Annotated in this window: 14 protein-coding genes and 1 pseudogene; 7 read left to right on the top strand and 8 right to left on the bottom strand. The window is 44.9% G+C overall.

Features of this window, described 5'->3' with window-relative positions:
• Positions 1–5: 5 nt before the first annotated feature.
• Both fruK and fruB read right to left on the bottom strand, forming a co-directional pair.
• Complete coding sequence (gene fruK / locus ABLU96_RS23715; RefSeq protein ID WP_004103928.1) at positions 6–944, bottom strand: 1-phosphofructokinase; 939 nt, start codon at positions 942–944, stop codon at positions 6–8.
• On the bottom strand, positions 945–2,075 hold the full coding sequence (gene fruB / locus ABLU96_RS23720) for a fused PTS fructose transporter subunit IIA/HPr protein (RefSeq protein ID WP_004852698.1): 1,131 nt from the start codon (positions 2,073–2,075) through the stop codon (positions 945–947).
• 331 nt (positions 2,076–2,406) lie between these two features.
• On the opposite strand from fruB, the gene setB reads away from it, so the two are divergent.
• Positions 2,407–3,588, top strand: a complete 1,182-nt coding sequence (setB, locus tag ABLU96_RS23725; protein WP_032721873.1) for a sugar efflux transporter SetB — start codon at positions 2,407–2,409, stop codon at positions 3,586–3,588.
• Positions 3,589–3,613: 25 nt separating this feature from the next.
• Here the strand turns inward: setB and ABLU96_RS23730 are convergent, their stop codons facing one another.
• The 6 genes and pseudogenes from ABLU96_RS23730 to ABLU96_RS23755 form a co-directional block, all read right to left on the bottom strand.
• The gene (locus tag ABLU96_RS23730) at positions 3,614–3,796 is read right to left on the bottom strand and encodes a Fe-S-cluster oxidoreductase (protein ID WP_103468754.1); all 183 of its coding nucleotides are present in this window, start codon (positions 3,794–3,796) and stop codon (positions 3,614–3,616) included.
• Positions 3,797–4,085: 289 nt separating this feature from the next.
• Positions 4,086–5,420: a hypothetical protein gene (locus tag ABLU96_RS23735; RefSeq protein WP_348862854.1), complete on the bottom strand. Its 1,335-nt coding sequence runs from the start codon at positions 5,418–5,420 to the stop codon at positions 4,086–4,088.
• Positions 5,407–6,561, bottom strand: a complete 1,155-nt coding sequence (locus ABLU96_RS23740) for an ATP-binding domain-containing protein (RefSeq protein WP_063940526.1) — start codon at positions 6,559–6,561, stop codon at positions 5,407–5,409. Before ABLU96_RS23740 ends, ABLU96_RS23735 begins: the two co-directional genes overlap by 14 nt.
• 11 nt (positions 6,562–6,572) lie before the next feature.
• Positions 6,573–7,919: a protein kinase gene (locus ABLU96_RS23745; protein ID WP_229295873.1), complete on the bottom strand. Its 1,347-nt coding sequence runs from the start codon at positions 7,917–7,919 to the stop codon at positions 6,573–6,575.
• Positions 7,920–8,282: 363 nt separating this feature from the next.
• Entirely contained in the window at positions 8,283–8,702 is a 420-nt protein-coding gene (locus ABLU96_RS23750) for an inovirus-type Gp2 protein (RefSeq protein WP_279945904.1), read from the bottom strand.
• A gap of 282 nt (positions 8,703–8,984) precedes the next feature.
• Positions 8,985–9,164, bottom strand: a pseudogene (locus tag ABLU96_RS23755) (YkgJ family cysteine cluster protein); the annotation flags it as partial.
• Between the two features lie 91 nt (positions 9,165–9,255).
• Here ABLU96_RS23755 and ABLU96_RS23760 point away from each other — a divergent pair.
• The 6 genes from ABLU96_RS23760 to ABLU96_RS23785 all read left to right on the top strand — a co-directional run bounded on the left by ABLU96_RS23760 (position 9,256) and on the right by ABLU96_RS23785 (position 15,508).
• Entirely contained in the window at positions 9,256–11,172 is a 1,917-nt protein-coding gene (locus tag ABLU96_RS23760; RefSeq protein WP_224232414.1) for a recombinase family protein, read from the top strand.
• A gap of 328 nt (positions 11,173–11,500) precedes the next feature.
• The gene (locus ABLU96_RS23765) at positions 11,501–12,364 is read left to right on the top strand and encodes a lysozyme inhibitor LprI family protein (protein ID WP_097423578.1); all 864 of its coding nucleotides are present in this window, start codon (positions 11,501–11,503) and stop codon (positions 12,362–12,364) included.
• Positions 12,354–12,704, top strand: a complete 351-nt coding sequence (locus ABLU96_RS23770) for a hypothetical protein (protein ID WP_348862856.1) — start codon at positions 12,354–12,356, stop codon at positions 12,702–12,704. The genes ABLU96_RS23765 and ABLU96_RS23770 overlap by 11 nt, the downstream gene beginning before the upstream one ends.
• 1 nt (position 12,705) lies before the next feature.
• The gene (locus ABLU96_RS23775) at positions 12,706–13,314 is read left to right on the top strand and encodes a hypothetical protein (protein WP_213192150.1); all 609 of its coding nucleotides are present in this window, start codon (positions 12,706–12,708) and stop codon (positions 13,312–13,314) included.
• A 440-nt stretch (positions 13,315–13,754) separates the two neighbouring features.
• On the top strand, positions 13,755–14,744 hold the full coding sequence (locus tag ABLU96_RS23780; RefSeq protein WP_213192149.1) for a DUF4238 domain-containing protein: 990 nt from the start codon (positions 13,755–13,757) through the stop codon (positions 14,742–14,744).
• Between the two features lie 149 nt (positions 14,745–14,893).
• Entirely contained in the window at positions 14,894–15,508 is a 615-nt protein-coding gene (locus ABLU96_RS23785; RefSeq protein WP_348862857.1) for a recombinase family protein, read from the top strand.
• Positions 15,509–15,789 lie beyond the last annotated feature (281 nt).

Raw genomic sequence — 15,789 nt, forward strand, 5'->3', positions numbered from 1 at the left:
TGCTGTTAATTAAAGGGTTGTAAGTCGACGCGCGCCATCATTGCGGCCAACTGGGTACGATCGGTAATACCGACATTGCTCTGACTCACCGCCAGCGCGGCAACTGCCGTTGCCAGGCGCAGCGTATGTTCGCTGGACTCACGCATCAGCAGACCATAAATCAGGCCGCCAACCATGGAGTCACCGGCGCCAACGGTGCTTACCACTTCAACGGAAGGCGGCTTGGCAATCCACTCTCCGGATGCGTTAACCCACAGAGCGCCTTCTTCGCCAAGGGAGATAACCACGTGGGCAATTCCCTGCTCACGCAGCGCATGAGCGGCTTCAATCACATCTTTCATTTCAGGCAGCTTGCGGCCCGCCCAGATTTCCAGCTCGCGGCGGTTAGGTTTAACCAGCCACGGCGCCGCTTTCAGACCGGCAACCAGCGCTTCGCGGCTGCTGTCAAAAATGATGCACGGGCACTGGCTACGCAGACGGGTCATCCAGTCAGTGAACGCTTCCGGGCTGACGCCAGACGGCAGGCTACCGCTCACGCAAACCATATCGAACTGGCCCAGCCAGCTCAGGGAATCGTTAACAAAACGCTCCCAGTCGCCCGGCGTGACTTCAAAGCCGGAGAAGTTGAAATCGGTGACTTCGCCGTCTTTCTCCGTCAGCTTGACGTTGATACGGGTACGGCCCTGAACAACCTGAAAACGGTTAGCAATGCCCAGCTCGCTGAACAGCTGCTGAAAACCATCCTGATTGTCTTTACCGAGGAAACCGCCAACGGTGACGTCAATACCGAGATCTTTCAGCACTTTTGCAACGTTGATCCCCTTCCCTGCGGCGTGCAAACCAGTAGTGCGAACAAGGTTAACCTCACCGCGCTCAATTTCCGGGGTAAAACCCACCAGGTCATAGGCCGGGTTTAAAGTAATCGTTGCGACACGTCTGCTCATTTATGCGCCCTCCCCAAGGCCTGCGGCGATCGCTTCGCCAATCGCATCCAGCGCCTGCTGCGCATCTTCACCCTGCGCGGTAAAGCGCAAGCGGTGACCTTTTTTCACGCCCAGCGCCACGACTTTCATCAGGCTGCGGCCGTTGGCCGGTTTGCCCGAACCATCAAGGTTGGTGACGGTAATGTCGCTGGAGAATTGTTTAATGGTATTAACCAGCATCGTGCCGGGACGCGCGTGCAGCCCGTGCTCGTTGCGGATAACGTATTCCGCGCTGAGAACGTCTTCAGCAATCGCGTCGTCGCTGGTCAGCAGCGCCAGCAGCGTGGCACCATCAGCCTTCAGCAAACGGTCAGCTTTTTTGTCGAGCAGCAAATTGCTCAGGCGATTAAGCACCGCAGTTGGCTGGTCATCGGCCATCGCGACGGTGATCAGCAGAGAAACCGGCTGCTCATCGCTGGTAAAGGCGCTGGCCGCGCGGCTGACGGCAACGGCGCTGCGCAGGTTGCCTTCGGTGCTGTCGTTCAGCCAGATGCCCTGACCGAGGTTCAGCGGTTTATCATTAATCGTACGGCTAACAAAGGAAGCATCGACCGCGCCGGCTTCTTTCAGCCGAGCGGCATTCAGCGCCTGCAGGGTCAGCAGGTCGCTGGCGACAACGTCCAGGGTCAGCGTCTCGTTATCCAGCTTCAGCGCTTCGCTCTGCTTTTCACCCATCAACAGGGCGCGCAGCTCTTCAGCGGTCGTCGCGGACTTAAGTTGTTCAGCAACGGAGTCGTCGCTCAGCACGTGGGTCAGCTGACGCAGCAGCCCCAGGTGTTCATCCGAGCTGGCGGCAATACCGATGGCGACGTAGGCGGTTTGCCCTTCGCCCCAGGTCACGCCCTGCGGAAACTGATACACCTGAACGCCGGTTTTCAGTACCTGATCGCGGGTGTCGGTGGTACCGTGCGGAATCGCAATACCGTTGCCAAGGAAAGTGGAGGTTTGCTGCTCGCGAGCCAGCATCCCGTTGATGTAGCCGTCTGCCACGTTGCCCGCGCTGACCAGCGCGGAGGCAACCTGACGAATAGCCTCTTCTTTATTACCGGCCTGCTGACCGGGATGAATATCCTGCACAGATAACTGGAACATGGTTCTCCTCTCCTGCTGAATTGAATCGTTTCAGCTACTTTGAGAAAAAATGCGTCATCTACCTGCCGGAGAATCTCCCGATGACGCTGAAACGTTTCAAGAAGTCTGTACCTTTATTAGCCGCCAGGCAAGAAAAGTTCGTTTCCTGATAACAGAAGTTAGAGATACAGCACACTTTTGCTGAAGCGGGAGCGTCGAGGCCGGGAAAACTTCAGCTTTCTGCTGGAGTTTGATTTTGAAACATCTTTTTGATTTATTCGTGCCCTGGTACTGTTCATTTTCTGAGTGACGGCGTAAACTCCGCGACTCCTGAAAACCGATGAACGCCGACATGCAAAACAGTAGCGCCGCCCTGCCACGACGCGGGTTTGATTTCACCTCTTCCGCCTTTCTGATCGTCGCCTTCCTGACGGGTATCGCCGGGGCACTCCAGACGCCAACGCTGAGCCTGTTTCTGACGAACGAGGTTCACGTACGACCGGCGATGGTCGGCTTCTTTTTTACCGGTAGCGCGGTGATCGGCATTCTGGTGAGCCAGTTCCTCGCCGGGCGTTCGGATCGCAAAGGCGACCGCAAGCGGCTGATCGTCTTCTGCTGCCTGATGGGCGTGCTGGCCTGCGTGCTCTTCGCCTGGAACCGTAACTACTTTATTTTGCTGTTCATCGGGGTATTTCTCAGCAGCTTCGGCTCCACCGCCAACCCGCAGATGTTTGCCCTCGCCCGCGAGCATGCGGACAAAACGGGCCGCGAGGCGGTCATGTTTAGTTCGATTCTGCGCGCTCAGGTGTCGCTGGCATGGGTTATCGGACCGCCGCTGGCCTACGCGCTGGCCATGGGTTTTGGCTTTACGGTGATGTATCTCAGCGCGGCAGTTGCCTTTGTGGTCTGCGGCGCGATGGTCTGGTTTTTTCTTCCCAGCATGCGTAAAGAGCCGAAGATCGCTACGGGCCATCTTGAAGCGCCGCGTACCAACCGCCGCGACGCGCTGCTGCTGTTTATCATCTGTACGCTGATGTGGGGAATCAACAGCCTGTACATCATTAATATGCCGCTGTTTATCATCAATGAACTGCATTTACCGGAGAAGCTGGCCGGGGTCATGATGGGCACCGCCGCCGGGCTGGAAATCCCGACCATGCTGATTGCGGGCTACTACGCCAAACGCTTCGGCAAACGCTTCCTGATGCGCATCTCAGCGGTGGCCGGCGTGCTGTTTTACGTTGGCATGCTAACCGTCCATACCCCCGGACTGCTGCTGGCCCTGCAGGCGCTGAACGCCATTTTCATCGGCATTCTCGCCGGTATCGGCATGCTCTATTTTCAGGATCTGATGCCCGGACAGGCGGGCGCGGCCACCACGCTTTATACCAATACCACGCGCGTTGGCTGGATTATCGCCGGTTCGCTGGCGGGGGTCGTTGCGGAAGTCTGGAGCTATCACGCCGTCTTCTGGATTGCGCTGGTGATGGGGGTCATCACTCAGGCCTGCCTGTGGCGTATTAAAGACGTTTAAGGGTATCCCGCGCGGGCTTGCACCGTCACGAAGTGCTCAGCTCAAGATGAAGCAGCCAGGTCATGGCGTCTTCGCGATTGGTGGCGCACATTTCCGCTTCCGGCTTCAGGCTGGCGCACACTTTCGGCCTTAACGGCGAGCCAAAAATAGCGCAGAGATTATTTTGCGATAGCTGCACGCAGCGGGTGTTTGCCGGCTTGCCTAACATATAATTATTCACTGTTTAAAATTCATATTTCTGCTGGAGCGCTTTGGATATATTCAAGAACATACTTAGCAGGGGGATGGCCGTTGTTACTGGCATGGATGAAAAGGTCTATAAGTTCGCGGACGTAAAGAATAATCCAACCGATTTAATCATCTCATTGCTAATATTCACCCGTGCACACGATGAATCGTTGACAAAAAAGAATCGAGTTGAAGCCCAGGTCCGTTCGTTGACACCACCTCAGTTAAGAGGCGGTGATGTATCACTATTAATTTAAAAAAAGTTACTACTACCGCTTACCAGCCTGCTGATCTTTTATATATCGAATCATTTCCATAGCATCCTTAAGTCGACGCTCAATAAAGCTTATTGTTGGGATAATATCAGAAACCTGATTTTTATCTTTAGATGAGCTGCTAGAAGCATTAATATTTTTCCCGCTAGGTCTATTAATAACAACTTCTACATTTACACCCCAAGCGATTTCAATTCGTTGCCTATTCACCCCTACGATTTTGGTGTTATCATTTATCCCTGTATATAAATAAGCCTCTTCAAAAGAGATGTCACAATCGGGACGTTTGAAAGGGTCAAAACGTTCTGTCAAACGCGAAAGAAGCTTCCAACCTACTCCATTATAAGATGATAATATATCAGGAGCCGGGGATGAACCATTCAAAACTCCAAGCATTAATATTAGCTCTGGTAAAGCTGAAGCTGACTGTCCTAACAACGCTACTTGATTTGCCAAACCACTTGTAGTTTGTGTGATCAGCCTTGCAAAAGGGAGATAGTCAAATGCTTCATCCATACGGCCTCGGGTGAATTTCGGAATGATATCATCGATAATTTTAACCAAATCCTCTTTGGGTGTTTTATTAATTTTTGGATCATCAAGCAATTTCTTTAAGTAATTATTTTCGATTATTTCAAGCTCTAAAGGGAGCTCAGGATTTTGTATAGAAATATTAAATCCATGATTATAAAACTGTTCCAATTGATTAGCATTTGCATCAGGATATTGATTAATATGTGAATAAAATGACAATACGGATTCAGTTACTCGATTTTGCTCATTAGCCTGCACAAGGCCACGAGCTTTAGTCCACCTAGATGCGATTTCTTTCGGTTCTATATATAAGCCACGATTTTTAGCTAAAAATATAGCAAATGAAACAGTGCTCAAGCAGCTTCTCAATTCAATACGTTCTGGAGCATTCCCTAAAGATGATCTTGCAATTACTTCCGCTAAGATTATCGATATTTGCTGACTAACTATTTCAAGATCGTTTGCTTCTATGGTGTTTTCTACTTTAGGGAATTCCTTGATCTGAGATGGCTCTACAAGTCTAATAATCCCTGTTAGCGGACCGATATTTTTCATGAATGCAGCGGACCATGCACAAAGATCGGACAAAGAACTGGAAGATCCGACGATGAAATGTGGTAACGGATTAAGGAAATCTCGTTCTTTTGCCCAAACAGCTATCAGACCAGATGCAATGAATTTTTCATTTGCAAGCCGTGAAAGAGAAATACTTTGCTCAGGTTTAATCTCTCCTTGAAGCAGTTCAGGAAGTCTATCTCTTTCAAACCGAGCAATATTAACTTTAATTTCGCGCATTGAATATACTCGTCCAATCAGTTTGGTCTGTTTGATCTCTATAGGGATCAAGCGCAGCATTTAAATATCCTGGCAATTGCCCATCATGATAGACAGACAATGAAGATTTGGCACGTGTAACACCTGTAAACGCGACACGTTTCTGGTTCGAACCGCATGTTCTCACAGTCTCCGCAGCAGCAAAATGTACAGCCTGATACTCAAGCCCCTTGGCACCATGAACCGTAGATACACAAATGGGTCTTTTTTCGTCCAAAGGTAGGTAACCCGTATCGCTAGTTTGAACGGTCAATAAGTCACCGAGTCCAATATCGCGCAAATGTCCAGTTATAATAGCCACATCTTCACGTTTAGGAGCAAAAACACCTATAAGTTGCCCTCGATAAGCTCTGACTTGCCCAGCCAAACGCTCACCAATTAATTCTGCTTGCTTTAATAAATTACCATTGAAAACACGAACTATCTCATTGGGCGCATCGGTAGGATACCGACTAGTAGGAGCAATACGTTCGTATCCAGTTGAAAATGTATCTCCAATAGCATCAGCAAGATCACAAATGTGCGGACTGCATCGATAGTGAAAGTTCAATGTTTTCACATCATCAACAAGATCAGCAAAACTATCCGCCTTAGTCCCACCAGCATAAATCATCTGTCGAGAATCAGTAGTAAGAAAAATATCTCTTGTCAAAGCCCGTAAAGCCTGAATTTCCTTAGCGTTATGATCTTGGGCTTCATCGATAAAAATGGCATCATATATTGGACCATTCGTTTTTTTATGAATATTTATAAGGGTCTGTAATGCTTCTTCACGCCCCTCTTCATAAGATGCATTTCTGTCTAAAGGTATCCCTGCTTCACGAGCCATTTCAGCCACCAAACCACGGCTAGTAAAAACGCTATCAGGTTCAAGCCCATATGCTTGAGCCCCGGAGCGTATAAACTCGGCAAGACTGCGATTTAGTACTACTACGGCAATATTGCGTCTAAGTGAAGTTAGATATGCAGCTCGCATTAATAAAAGATTAGTTTTCCCTGAGCCAGGAGCCCCCTTTAAAACGAAGCTGCCGTCAGGAGGAAGTCCCATTATATTTCGCTGGTCTTCATCTAACTCATTCGCACTGCGCCACCATGTTTGCATAGCTGCCTTTCTCACATAATTTGTATTGATGTGCCAATTTTTGGTTCTGGATGTGACATAGCGTTAGCAACAAGCTCGTATAATGCTTGTTCTAAATTGTCAGTAATATCTTCAATGCGTGAGCGAAGAGTACCTATCCGATTCCACTGAGCAGTCGAATCTAATTCGCCCCAAGTCCCAGTTGCTTCTACGATGATCGTCTCTGGCTCAACTGGATTTGCTGAGACCGTTAGCCGTGCACCTTTATGTAACTGATGTTGAGTTGAGGCTTCAAACTCAGCCCAAACGAATACTTTATCAGCAAAAATACTAAAGTCTACCGTAGCCCTAGGTAACTCTTCATTTTCTACACATAAACTACGTAATTTATCCCTTATTATTAGAGCAATCTCTTTTAGTTTTTGATGAGACATTTTTCCAGGATTTGATTGACCGACCGTAGTTGGATCACCACTCTTCAACAAAGCTCTAATACGTTCACGTGGATCATGTTTATGTGTTACATTTATACCAAATGAATTCCAGTCCACGAGGCGTAAGCGGGTTTGCCAATCTTTTTGGAGACAATCACGAGCAAGATTTATCAACCGCTGATCGACATCCTTGGAGTCGATAATTACTTGTTGATTAGTAACACTATCAATTAATTTAGCCATCGGCCCAGATACATTATCAAATATGCGCCTACCCATTATTAAATCATGTAGAACCGCACCTATCTGATAAAAAGTAATCGCACGGTACCCCTCTTTCGTGTCTTGTTCACGACGCCATACAAATTCAGGCGGGCTATAGCGGATCGTACCTATGAAGTTCTCTCCGGTTCCGGCATCTTGAGCTTCAGAAGGGTTTATCGGCATCAAAATCCCTAAGTCAAGAAGTATTGCTCGTTCATAATCAGGCGTAATTACAATATTTTCAGGTTTAATATCCCTATGACAAATGTCCAATTCCTCTAGAAAACGTGCAGCTTGCGCAATTTGATCAATAATTTTTATCAACTTATCCCGAGGAAAAGGTTCATCAAGTTCGTCAAGATTTTTAAATGGTAGGTATTCCATTGCAACGAACAATAACTTCGTCACATTACATCTCCCTCCATCATAAATCTTGACTAAGTGGGGGTGAGACCTTCCAACAAGTTTCTGTTCATAACCTATTCTAATTTCTTGTTTTTCTGGCCCAAATTTTGCTTCTAAATCAGGATCAATAATTTTGAGCGCTATTTCCTGATTCTCACGCTTACCTTCCACGACCAGAGCAGAACCTCCACTACCGAGGTATTTTCCAACCAGCCAACCGCCAACCTCGCGACCTTTTAGACCTTCTGCCATTTGCCGTGCTTTAGCTTTATCCACATATATCTCCCAAAAGTGATACGACCAACGTCCGTAGATGCCTCGAATTTTTAGTATCAAACTAAGAACTGACTGGACTTGCAATCCTAGACTAGAAATGGTGTGTTTTTAAAGGAAAAATTAGGTCTTCGAACTGGCATAGCTGGAAGGTACATAGAGCAAAAATTGCTCATACCGGGGAGTAGCTAGAGATTTGATTCGTATCCTATTCTCTCAGTTAGCCTTGCTATCCATTTAAACGCCATGAGCACGCTTCTAAGCCACTCAGAGGACATATTCCATTCAGGGGTATCACTTAACTTAAAAAGCCGTTAAAACGAGCTATACGAAAGATTTAGCATTTTCATAATCAATCTGGTTGTTTCATTCTGAGTTTAGATGTTGAAAAGATCCTGTGACCCTCTCCAGACGAAAACTTGCCTCTGTTTTTGGCGAGGTATGAAATGCGTTCCACAAATCTACAACAGTAGCGTGATCGTCTCTTACGATGTCGTATTGGCCATTCTTGGCTAGCTGCACTCGACCGTTATTATCTGTCAACTCATCCCAGAGCTCACCTATCAACCCAACCATACCACTGCTACCAAAACCAGCGCTTTGAACCTGAAAGCGAGGTAGTAAAATCCAACAGTGATAGTGAACCTGCTTAGCTTTTTCCTTCTCTCGACCCCAACCGTAAGCAAATTTTTTGATTGGTTGTCCATTCCACGCCTTCTTTTTAAAGCGCCCTCTCAATCGTTCAAAAAGATCACTCACTAATACATTACTTTCCGAGATAGACATTCCCTCCGGTACTGACAAGTCGAACCGGAAAGCAAAAACCTTTCTGTAGTTGGATTGCATGGATATGTTTAATGAATGCATCAATGATTTCTTTTCTGATCGGATGATAACCTTTCTTCATCGAATCATAATTCACCAGTATGGGAGAAAGACTCCCAAGGAGGACCAAGCCCTACAGCCACTGACATAAATGCGGTGTTAGTTAATAAACAGAGGTTCTGAAAAGTTTCCGCAGTAATCTCTTTGTAGTTATACACCACAAAATTATTTATGACACCATCTTTATGGTGAGGTCAGTTTTTCAAGATGAATCAAGTAAGCCATAGCCTCTTCGCGATTTGTATGGCACATATCGAGTGAAGGCCGCAGACTGCTACACACCTTGGGGCGCTGGATTGCCCCAAAGATGTTGCATAAATTATCTTCCGATAACTGCACATATCTTACTTTTGCTGGCTTGCCTAATATACGATTACTCATTGTTTAAAGTTAACATCATTACTGTTAGCATCACAGCCGTCTTATCATTGCTCTACAAAGGACGTCACACTCAATGAAGCCAAAGTTGTATTCGTATGTGCGTTTTTCATCTGTGAAACAACGGGAGGGTAACTCGCTGGAGCGTCAGCAAGATACTGCGCTAAGAATTGCATCCCGCTATGACCTCGAACTTGATACAACAGCTTTCCACGATCTCGGTATGTCGGCGTTCAAAGGTAAAAACGCGCATGAAGGGAAGCTATCAGAGTTCATTAAGCAGATTGGGGTCAAAGTTCCTGTTGGATCGTGGTTGGTAGTCGAAAATCTTGACCGTATAAGCCGTGATGATGCCTGGAGCGCGTTGGATATTTTCAAAAGCATACTGAGTAAGGGAATAGTCGTTGTTACTGGCATGGATGAAAAGGTTTATAAGTATGCGGATGTAAAGAATAATCCAACCGACCTAATCATCTCATTGCTAATGTTCACCCGTGCACACGATGAATCGTTAACAAAAAAGAATCGGGTTGAATCCCAAGCCCGCTCTCTGATAAGACATAACCTAACAAGAGAACCTGGAACGCCAGCAAGAGCAATAGAATCTGTGGGTCAAAATGTCTGGTGGGTAGACACAAAATCTGGATATGTTACCCCACACCCAACGTATTTTGCGGCAGCGCAGAAAATTATAGAACTAAAACAAGGCGGTGAAACTCTTCTTGGAATCCAACGATATCTTAACGAACACTATCCTGCCCCTAAAAAGAGGGTTTATAAAGACCAGGCAGGCCAAGCACTGACGTCCAAAACGGAACAATGGGGCAAGCATTTAATTCGAACCTTCTTGAATCCTACTGTTCATGGGCAAAAAGTCTTTACGCTGGATAAGCGCGATGAATCAGGTATTGTTATATACGATCCGGATTCAGAAAAGCCATTGAAGGAAACGTTCACTATTCCTGATTACTACCCGGTATTGATGTCAGAAATAGACTATCTGACACTTTCAAAACTGGATCGACACCGAGCGGTTACTCGAAGCTCCTCAAAATACCCAGAGGGCAACCCTGAGCCCGAAATCCCGTTACTATCAGGTCTTGGAATTCTTTTCTGCGGGAAGTGTGGGTCTTTTATGTTCAAATCAGGTTCAAACAAAAACAAATACCGTTATATCTGTGGCTCAAAAATTGTTCAGGGTAAGCCTTGCGGTAAAAAAGGTTTTACGTCATATCAACTTGAACACACTATTTTGCAACTAATCGCTGATCACGTCTGGAACAACCATCAAGAAGATAAAACAGCCTGGTACGAATCTGAGATTACAAAGGCCTCAGAATCTATTGATAAGCTTCTGAAACTGGCAACCCTAACGGACAGCCTCGAAGAGCTAGCAGAACAGATTAATTCGAACAAACATAAAAAAGTGACGCTTGAGAGAGAATTTCATCAGTACAAAATCAACCGTTCAGAAATTCAAACTACTGGCTGGGAGCAATTCCAACATTTCGATGTTCATGACACAAAGAATCCTAACCGTAAGCAGATTAGACTGAAGGTAAAGCAAGCCATCAAACGCATTGATTGTTATGACATTGATGGGCGGCATGGTCATTTCGAAGTAACCTTCGCCGACGAGACAAAGCAAAGAATAGTGATTAAGTTCAATCGCAACCGATCTCCTGGCGTTTCGTATGTAGAAGCACAAACTGTCAACGATCATGACTTACTAAAAATGCAAGGACTTGTGTTGCACTCCTTCATTGATGAACTGATTTCGCCTGACAAATTTGCGCAGCATATTAAGGAAAAACACGAAGCCAGTCTTCTTAACCCGACGTATATCACCGAGTTGGAAAATAGCACAAGCCGAGACAAAGGCAATGGAATGGCTATCATAGTGGATGGATCTACAAGCAAAACTTATGCAACTGTCAACGGTACTAAGTACGAGATTAACTCGTTGGAAGACTTAGAAAAACTTTCACACTAAGCTCCCCCCCTTGCCTACCAGACAAGGGGAAGCCCCCAATAACGTAAAGACACATTACACCGCATAACGTTGCCGCCGGGTCAGGCAAAACGCCAGCACAGCGCCCATCATATAGCAAATAAAACCATTTAAATCAATATATTGATTATGATTTCCGTCATCATTTGTTCATTTCTACACCACAACATCGATCGATAAAAACGATCGATTTTAGAATCTTGATAGCTTATACAGATCAATATAAGATGAGAATTACACAGCTAAAAGAACTTATGTACCCCATTACAACGAGATCTTAGTAACGACTAAAACAGGGATGCTCTAAAACATGAAACTGTTAAAATCATATAAAATCATTATCTTACAATCGTTGATTCTTTCAGGCACAACACTTGCGGCACCAGGCGACTTCAATGGTTTCCGCAATATTGGTTCTATAGATGAGCTAATGGCACTTCCACGAGAGGAGCTTTGTTCGAACGGTGGGCCATCGCGAAATGAAATCCATCAAATACTCCTTAACGGGCCACTAGCTCTACCTATGTATCAAAATGATCCAAATGCGGCCCGCATGCTTATCAATGAACAATCCCAAAATATCAATGCCAAGATTAAACAAAAATGTTCAACCAAAGAGAATGTTTCCACTCGAAAACTTACAAGGGCAATGCTTCGTAATGAAGAGGAAATGTGCAAAGCTGGTGCGCCAACTAAAGATGAACTCAAGGTTCTTATAAAAGAATCGAACGAAATTGATGAACAACTAAGAGCAATGCCTTATGAAGGACGCCTTCTTATGGAGGAGGCTGCAAAATTAAATGGGACTACATTCCGTGAAATGTTCATAGATGATGTGACTAATGCTGCGGCAAAAAATTGGCAAAAAGCCTGTTCAGAAAAATCATATCTTAAAAAGAGTGAAAAAAAATCCACGCAAGAAAGAAAGGACAACAATCCGCCTTCAAATATCAAAAACGAAGATAACTCCGATGTCAGTCAAAAAGCATACAACATCAGCGATCAAAAATTAAACGAAACATGGAATAAGCTGAGTAAAGATATACGTAAGAAATTACTACCAGCACAGAGAGAATGGATAAAGTCAAAATCTATTTGCAATGGTAATTGGGTATGTCTCACTGATATAACGAACAAACGTACTATTGAACTGGAAGCTGAAAATGCAAACTAATGAGCTGGTTAGAGTATTGAAAAACGACTGGCTGGAATCACCTTGTAGTAACTTCTACCACGGGAAATATACGGTTGGACGATTTCATCTAACAGATGTGCTCATCGTAAAATATATGATGCTGGTACATGAAATCGATATACCAGATTCATTGGTTAGTAATATTTTCACTGACATATCAGATATCGACACCCGCAAGGTTATGTATATGGAATGCAGTGATATGTTATCGAATGACACTATGAACGAGATCCGTAAAGAGGTTAAATCCCCACCATCCAACATGAGATTATATCGTAACGGAGATCAAGTAACTAACATAGAAATCATGGAAGAATAAAGTGAAATCACCATATGAAAGCTATATAAAAAAAGCAGTTATAGCCGTTGCTATAATCTACGGCATCGGTAACATCTTGTACGGGTTATCAACTACTCCAGATCCATCTAACACACCTGAAACAAAGATCGTGGAAAATACGAATACAACCCCCTCACATCAACCAACGGAACCATCAAAACCGCTGCCAATAGACATATTCCCTAGGATGTACACTACCAGGGAAGTGTATGCACGTTTTCAAGAACATGAATTCCGGGCAAAAAATGACTTCAAAAATTGCCGATTGATGGTTACAGGAAAAATAAAAAAAATTGGCACTGTTACTTTCAGCAAGAAACCTCTGGTGACATTAAGTATTCCCGATTCTGATGAGGGGCTTAAATTCATATTCGACAATACGGACTCCAATAACGACGAAGTGGCTGCACTGGATATCGGAAAATCGATTGTGATCGCCGGGATAAATGCAGAAAAAGGATCCTTTGGTGGAGTATTTCTCGATGACTCCATACTAATGTCAGATATGATCTCCAAGGAACCACATAAACAACGACAAATTCTAGTTCCCACTGACGGATTCTATGACAGAGTGATTTGTCGTAAGTAACGTTCAAATGCAGGGGCTTCCCCTGCACCGCTCTCCGGCGGATTAATTTTATCATTCAATATAGTTAAGGGCTTACCCTACAACCGATAGTCGCCTTTGTTCAACAATATGTCAGGCATCTACGACACAGAGATTGTGATGTTCCGCAGTCTGTACCCCATTTTGTAGCGCAGAAAAAATATAAAAATTCTCACGTCCTAAAAGCTGTATCAAATGTCTTGCTGTAAAGTGTTAGGGGGATTCCAGATACTTGGATGATTTGCAACTAGTGATCTGCAAATCTCATCGGCCGCGTCATCCCAACTACACGGTCCAACCATCGCCATATCAGTTGATAAACGGCTTGATTCCCCCAAGCGAAATTTTTTGATGTACCCTGAAATGCTCGTAGCTCATAAACAAAGAAATTCTAAGATCACATTCTTACTGAAGAGATATCCATGCAACCTAAAAATCTCCAAGCGAAGAAGCGACACCATTATGTCTGGGCTAGTTACCTCACTCGGTGGGGAAATGGGACGAAAAATGTTTTCTACACTACGAAAACTGGAAAGATTGCCCATGACAGCGTTCGAGCCATAGCTGCTGATGACTACTTTTACAAAACGACTACACTGGCACAAAAGCATGTTCAAGTGATCAAAGGCTTTTCACACTTAAGTCCAGAACATCTCCAAAAACAACATATGTCATACCTAAATGATTTTCTGAAAGTACAGCAATTGGAAGCCATCTACCGAAGATCTGGCATTTCGAATCAAGAGGCTGAGACACTCTTACACGCAACAAAATGTAACATTATGGAGAATCTTCATTCATCGCATGAAGATGCTGCTTTAAAGGTGCTTACCGCGCTTGCGGGCCAGAAACTCGAAATTTTGCAAGATAACCAGAACATGATCGAGTTTATGATGTTCTTCGGTCAACAGATCGCCAGAACAAAGGCTTACCGGGACGAAGTATTAAAAAGATTACGTCGTCATAGTAACTTAGAGCGTGAAGTAGCTGACGCGATAGCGCATTCATGGTGGTTTTTAAGCTATATGTTCGGGATGAATATTGGATTCAGCCTATATTCATCCCGCCATGACTCAAACCATGCGTTACTGGTGAATGATACTGATATCCCTTTTATAACATCAGATCATCCTGTCGTTAATGTACACCCGTGTGTCTCAGAAAGTGTATTTTCTGTACCTGAACATGCAGATTTTTATTACCCTATCTCACCAAATATTGCTTACATTATCTGCGATTCAAAACGATTTACGCCTGGTAAACATAGTGTAAGCAACGATACGGTGACTGAATTCAATACTAAAATCGCAACCCAAGCAATGGTGCACATTATTGGTAATACCGATAGTGTTCTTGCTCCTCTCAAGAAACATATTGGTCTCCGCTATGCAAGGAACCAAAGTGTCTCTTGAAGAAGTATCTCTGTCGCCCAGTCTCTTTTGGGTATACCTGATATAGACCATGAAACAATGTCTCAATAGGGTTTAAATAAACTCTATTGACTACAAATACAGGTAATGTATCATATGAATATTGGTTAAATACTCTAATGAGAAAACCCATGAATGTCCGTATCTATTGCCGCGCATCTACAGAAGGCCAACATGCCGATCGTGCACTGATTAGCCTGCGCGAATTTGCGCAAAGCAAGAACTGGCAGATTGCCGAAGAGTACATTGAGAATGCCAGCGGTGCGAAGCTGGATCGCGTAGAGCTAATGCGCCTCCTTGCAGAAGCTCAACCGGGTGATCTGCTTCTTATTGAAGCGATTGACCGTCTCAGCCGTCTTAAACATGAAGAATGGGCTGAACTCAAAGCTACGCTGAATAGTAAAGGGCTGGTTATTGTATCAATGGATTTGCCAACCAGTTGGCAGATGGTTGAAATATCCGGGAATGACCTTACCAGTGGCATTCTGCGTGCAGTCAATGCAATGCTGATCGATATCCTCGCGACAATGGCACGACAAGATTATGAGACCCGGCGTAAACGTCAGGCGCAGGGGATCGCGAAAGCAAAACAGGCAGGTTTGTACACGGGGAAAGAAAAAGACCTGGAAGCCCGTGAGACAGTTCGCGAAATGCTGGTGCAGAACGTTAAACCAGCTCACATAATGAAAGCGGCGGGTATCAGTCGCGCCACGTTTTACCGAATCAAGAAGGAATTGGTAAGTTAGTTCAAATAACTGTATTGGCTCAGACTCGCACTGGCAGTTTCCGCAGACAGAATTAAATCTAATCTGACAATCGGTTCTGAGCAGCGAGTCTAACGAAGAGTTGACCATTCATTTTGTATAATGACTAAAATGTTAAATCCAAGCATGAAACTCTTGATACCTCAAAGCCCTCGTACCAGTAAACCCCTTTCATCAAAAAATTGTTTGGTGGTAGGATCTTGAACATCTGAAGAACATGCGTAAATGGCGAGGGTAGACTTATAAACAAATTATGGCTTCAA

The sequence above is a fragment of the Klebsiella sp. CN_Kp106 genome, from assembly GCF_040064575.1.
Taxonomy (GTDB): Bacteria; Pseudomonadota; Gammaproteobacteria; order Enterobacterales; family Enterobacteriaceae; genus Klebsiella; species Klebsiella michiganensis.

Coding starts and splice junctions, on each gene's coding strand:
- fruK (WP_004103928.1), bottom strand. CDS start 944: ATGAGCAGACGTGTCGCAACGATTACTTTAAACCCGGCCTATGACCTG.
- fruB (WP_004852698.1), bottom strand. CDS start 2,075: ATGTTCCAGTTATCTGTGCAGGATATTCATCCCGGTCAGCAGGCCGGT.
- setB (WP_032721873.1), top strand. CDS start 2,407: ATGCAAAACAGTAGCGCCGCCCTGCCACGACGCGGGTTTGATTTCACC.
- ABLU96_RS23730 (WP_103468754.1), bottom strand. CDS start 3,796: ATGTTAGGCAAGCCGGCAAACACCCGCTGCGTGCAGCTATCGCAAAAT.
- ABLU96_RS23735 (WP_348862854.1), bottom strand. CDS start 5,420: ATGCGCGAAATTAAAGTTAATATTGCTCGGTTTGAAAGAGATAGACTT.
- ABLU96_RS23740 (WP_063940526.1), bottom strand. CDS start 6,561: ATGCAAACATGGTGGCGCAGTGCGAATGAGTTAGATGAAGACCAGCGA.
- ABLU96_RS23750 (WP_279945904.1), bottom strand. CDS start 8,702: ATGTCTATCTCGGAAAGTAATGTATTAGTGAGTGATCTTTTTGAACGA.
- ABLU96_RS23760 (WP_224232414.1), top strand. CDS start 9,256: ATGAAGCCAAAGTTGTATTCGTATGTGCGTTTTTCATCTGTGAAACAA.
- ABLU96_RS23765 (WP_097423578.1), top strand. CDS start 11,501: ATGAAACTGTTAAAATCATATAAAATCATTATCTTACAATCGTTGATT.
- ABLU96_RS23770 (WP_348862856.1), top strand. CDS start 12,354: ATGCAAACTAATGAGCTGGTTAGAGTATTGAAAAACGACTGGCTGGAA.
- ABLU96_RS23780 (WP_213192149.1), top strand. CDS start 13,755: ATGCAACCTAAAAATCTCCAAGCGAAGAAGCGACACCATTATGTCTGG.
- ABLU96_RS23785 (WP_348862857.1), top strand. CDS start 14,894: ATGAATGTCCGTATCTATTGCCGCGCATCTACAGAAGGCCAACATGCC.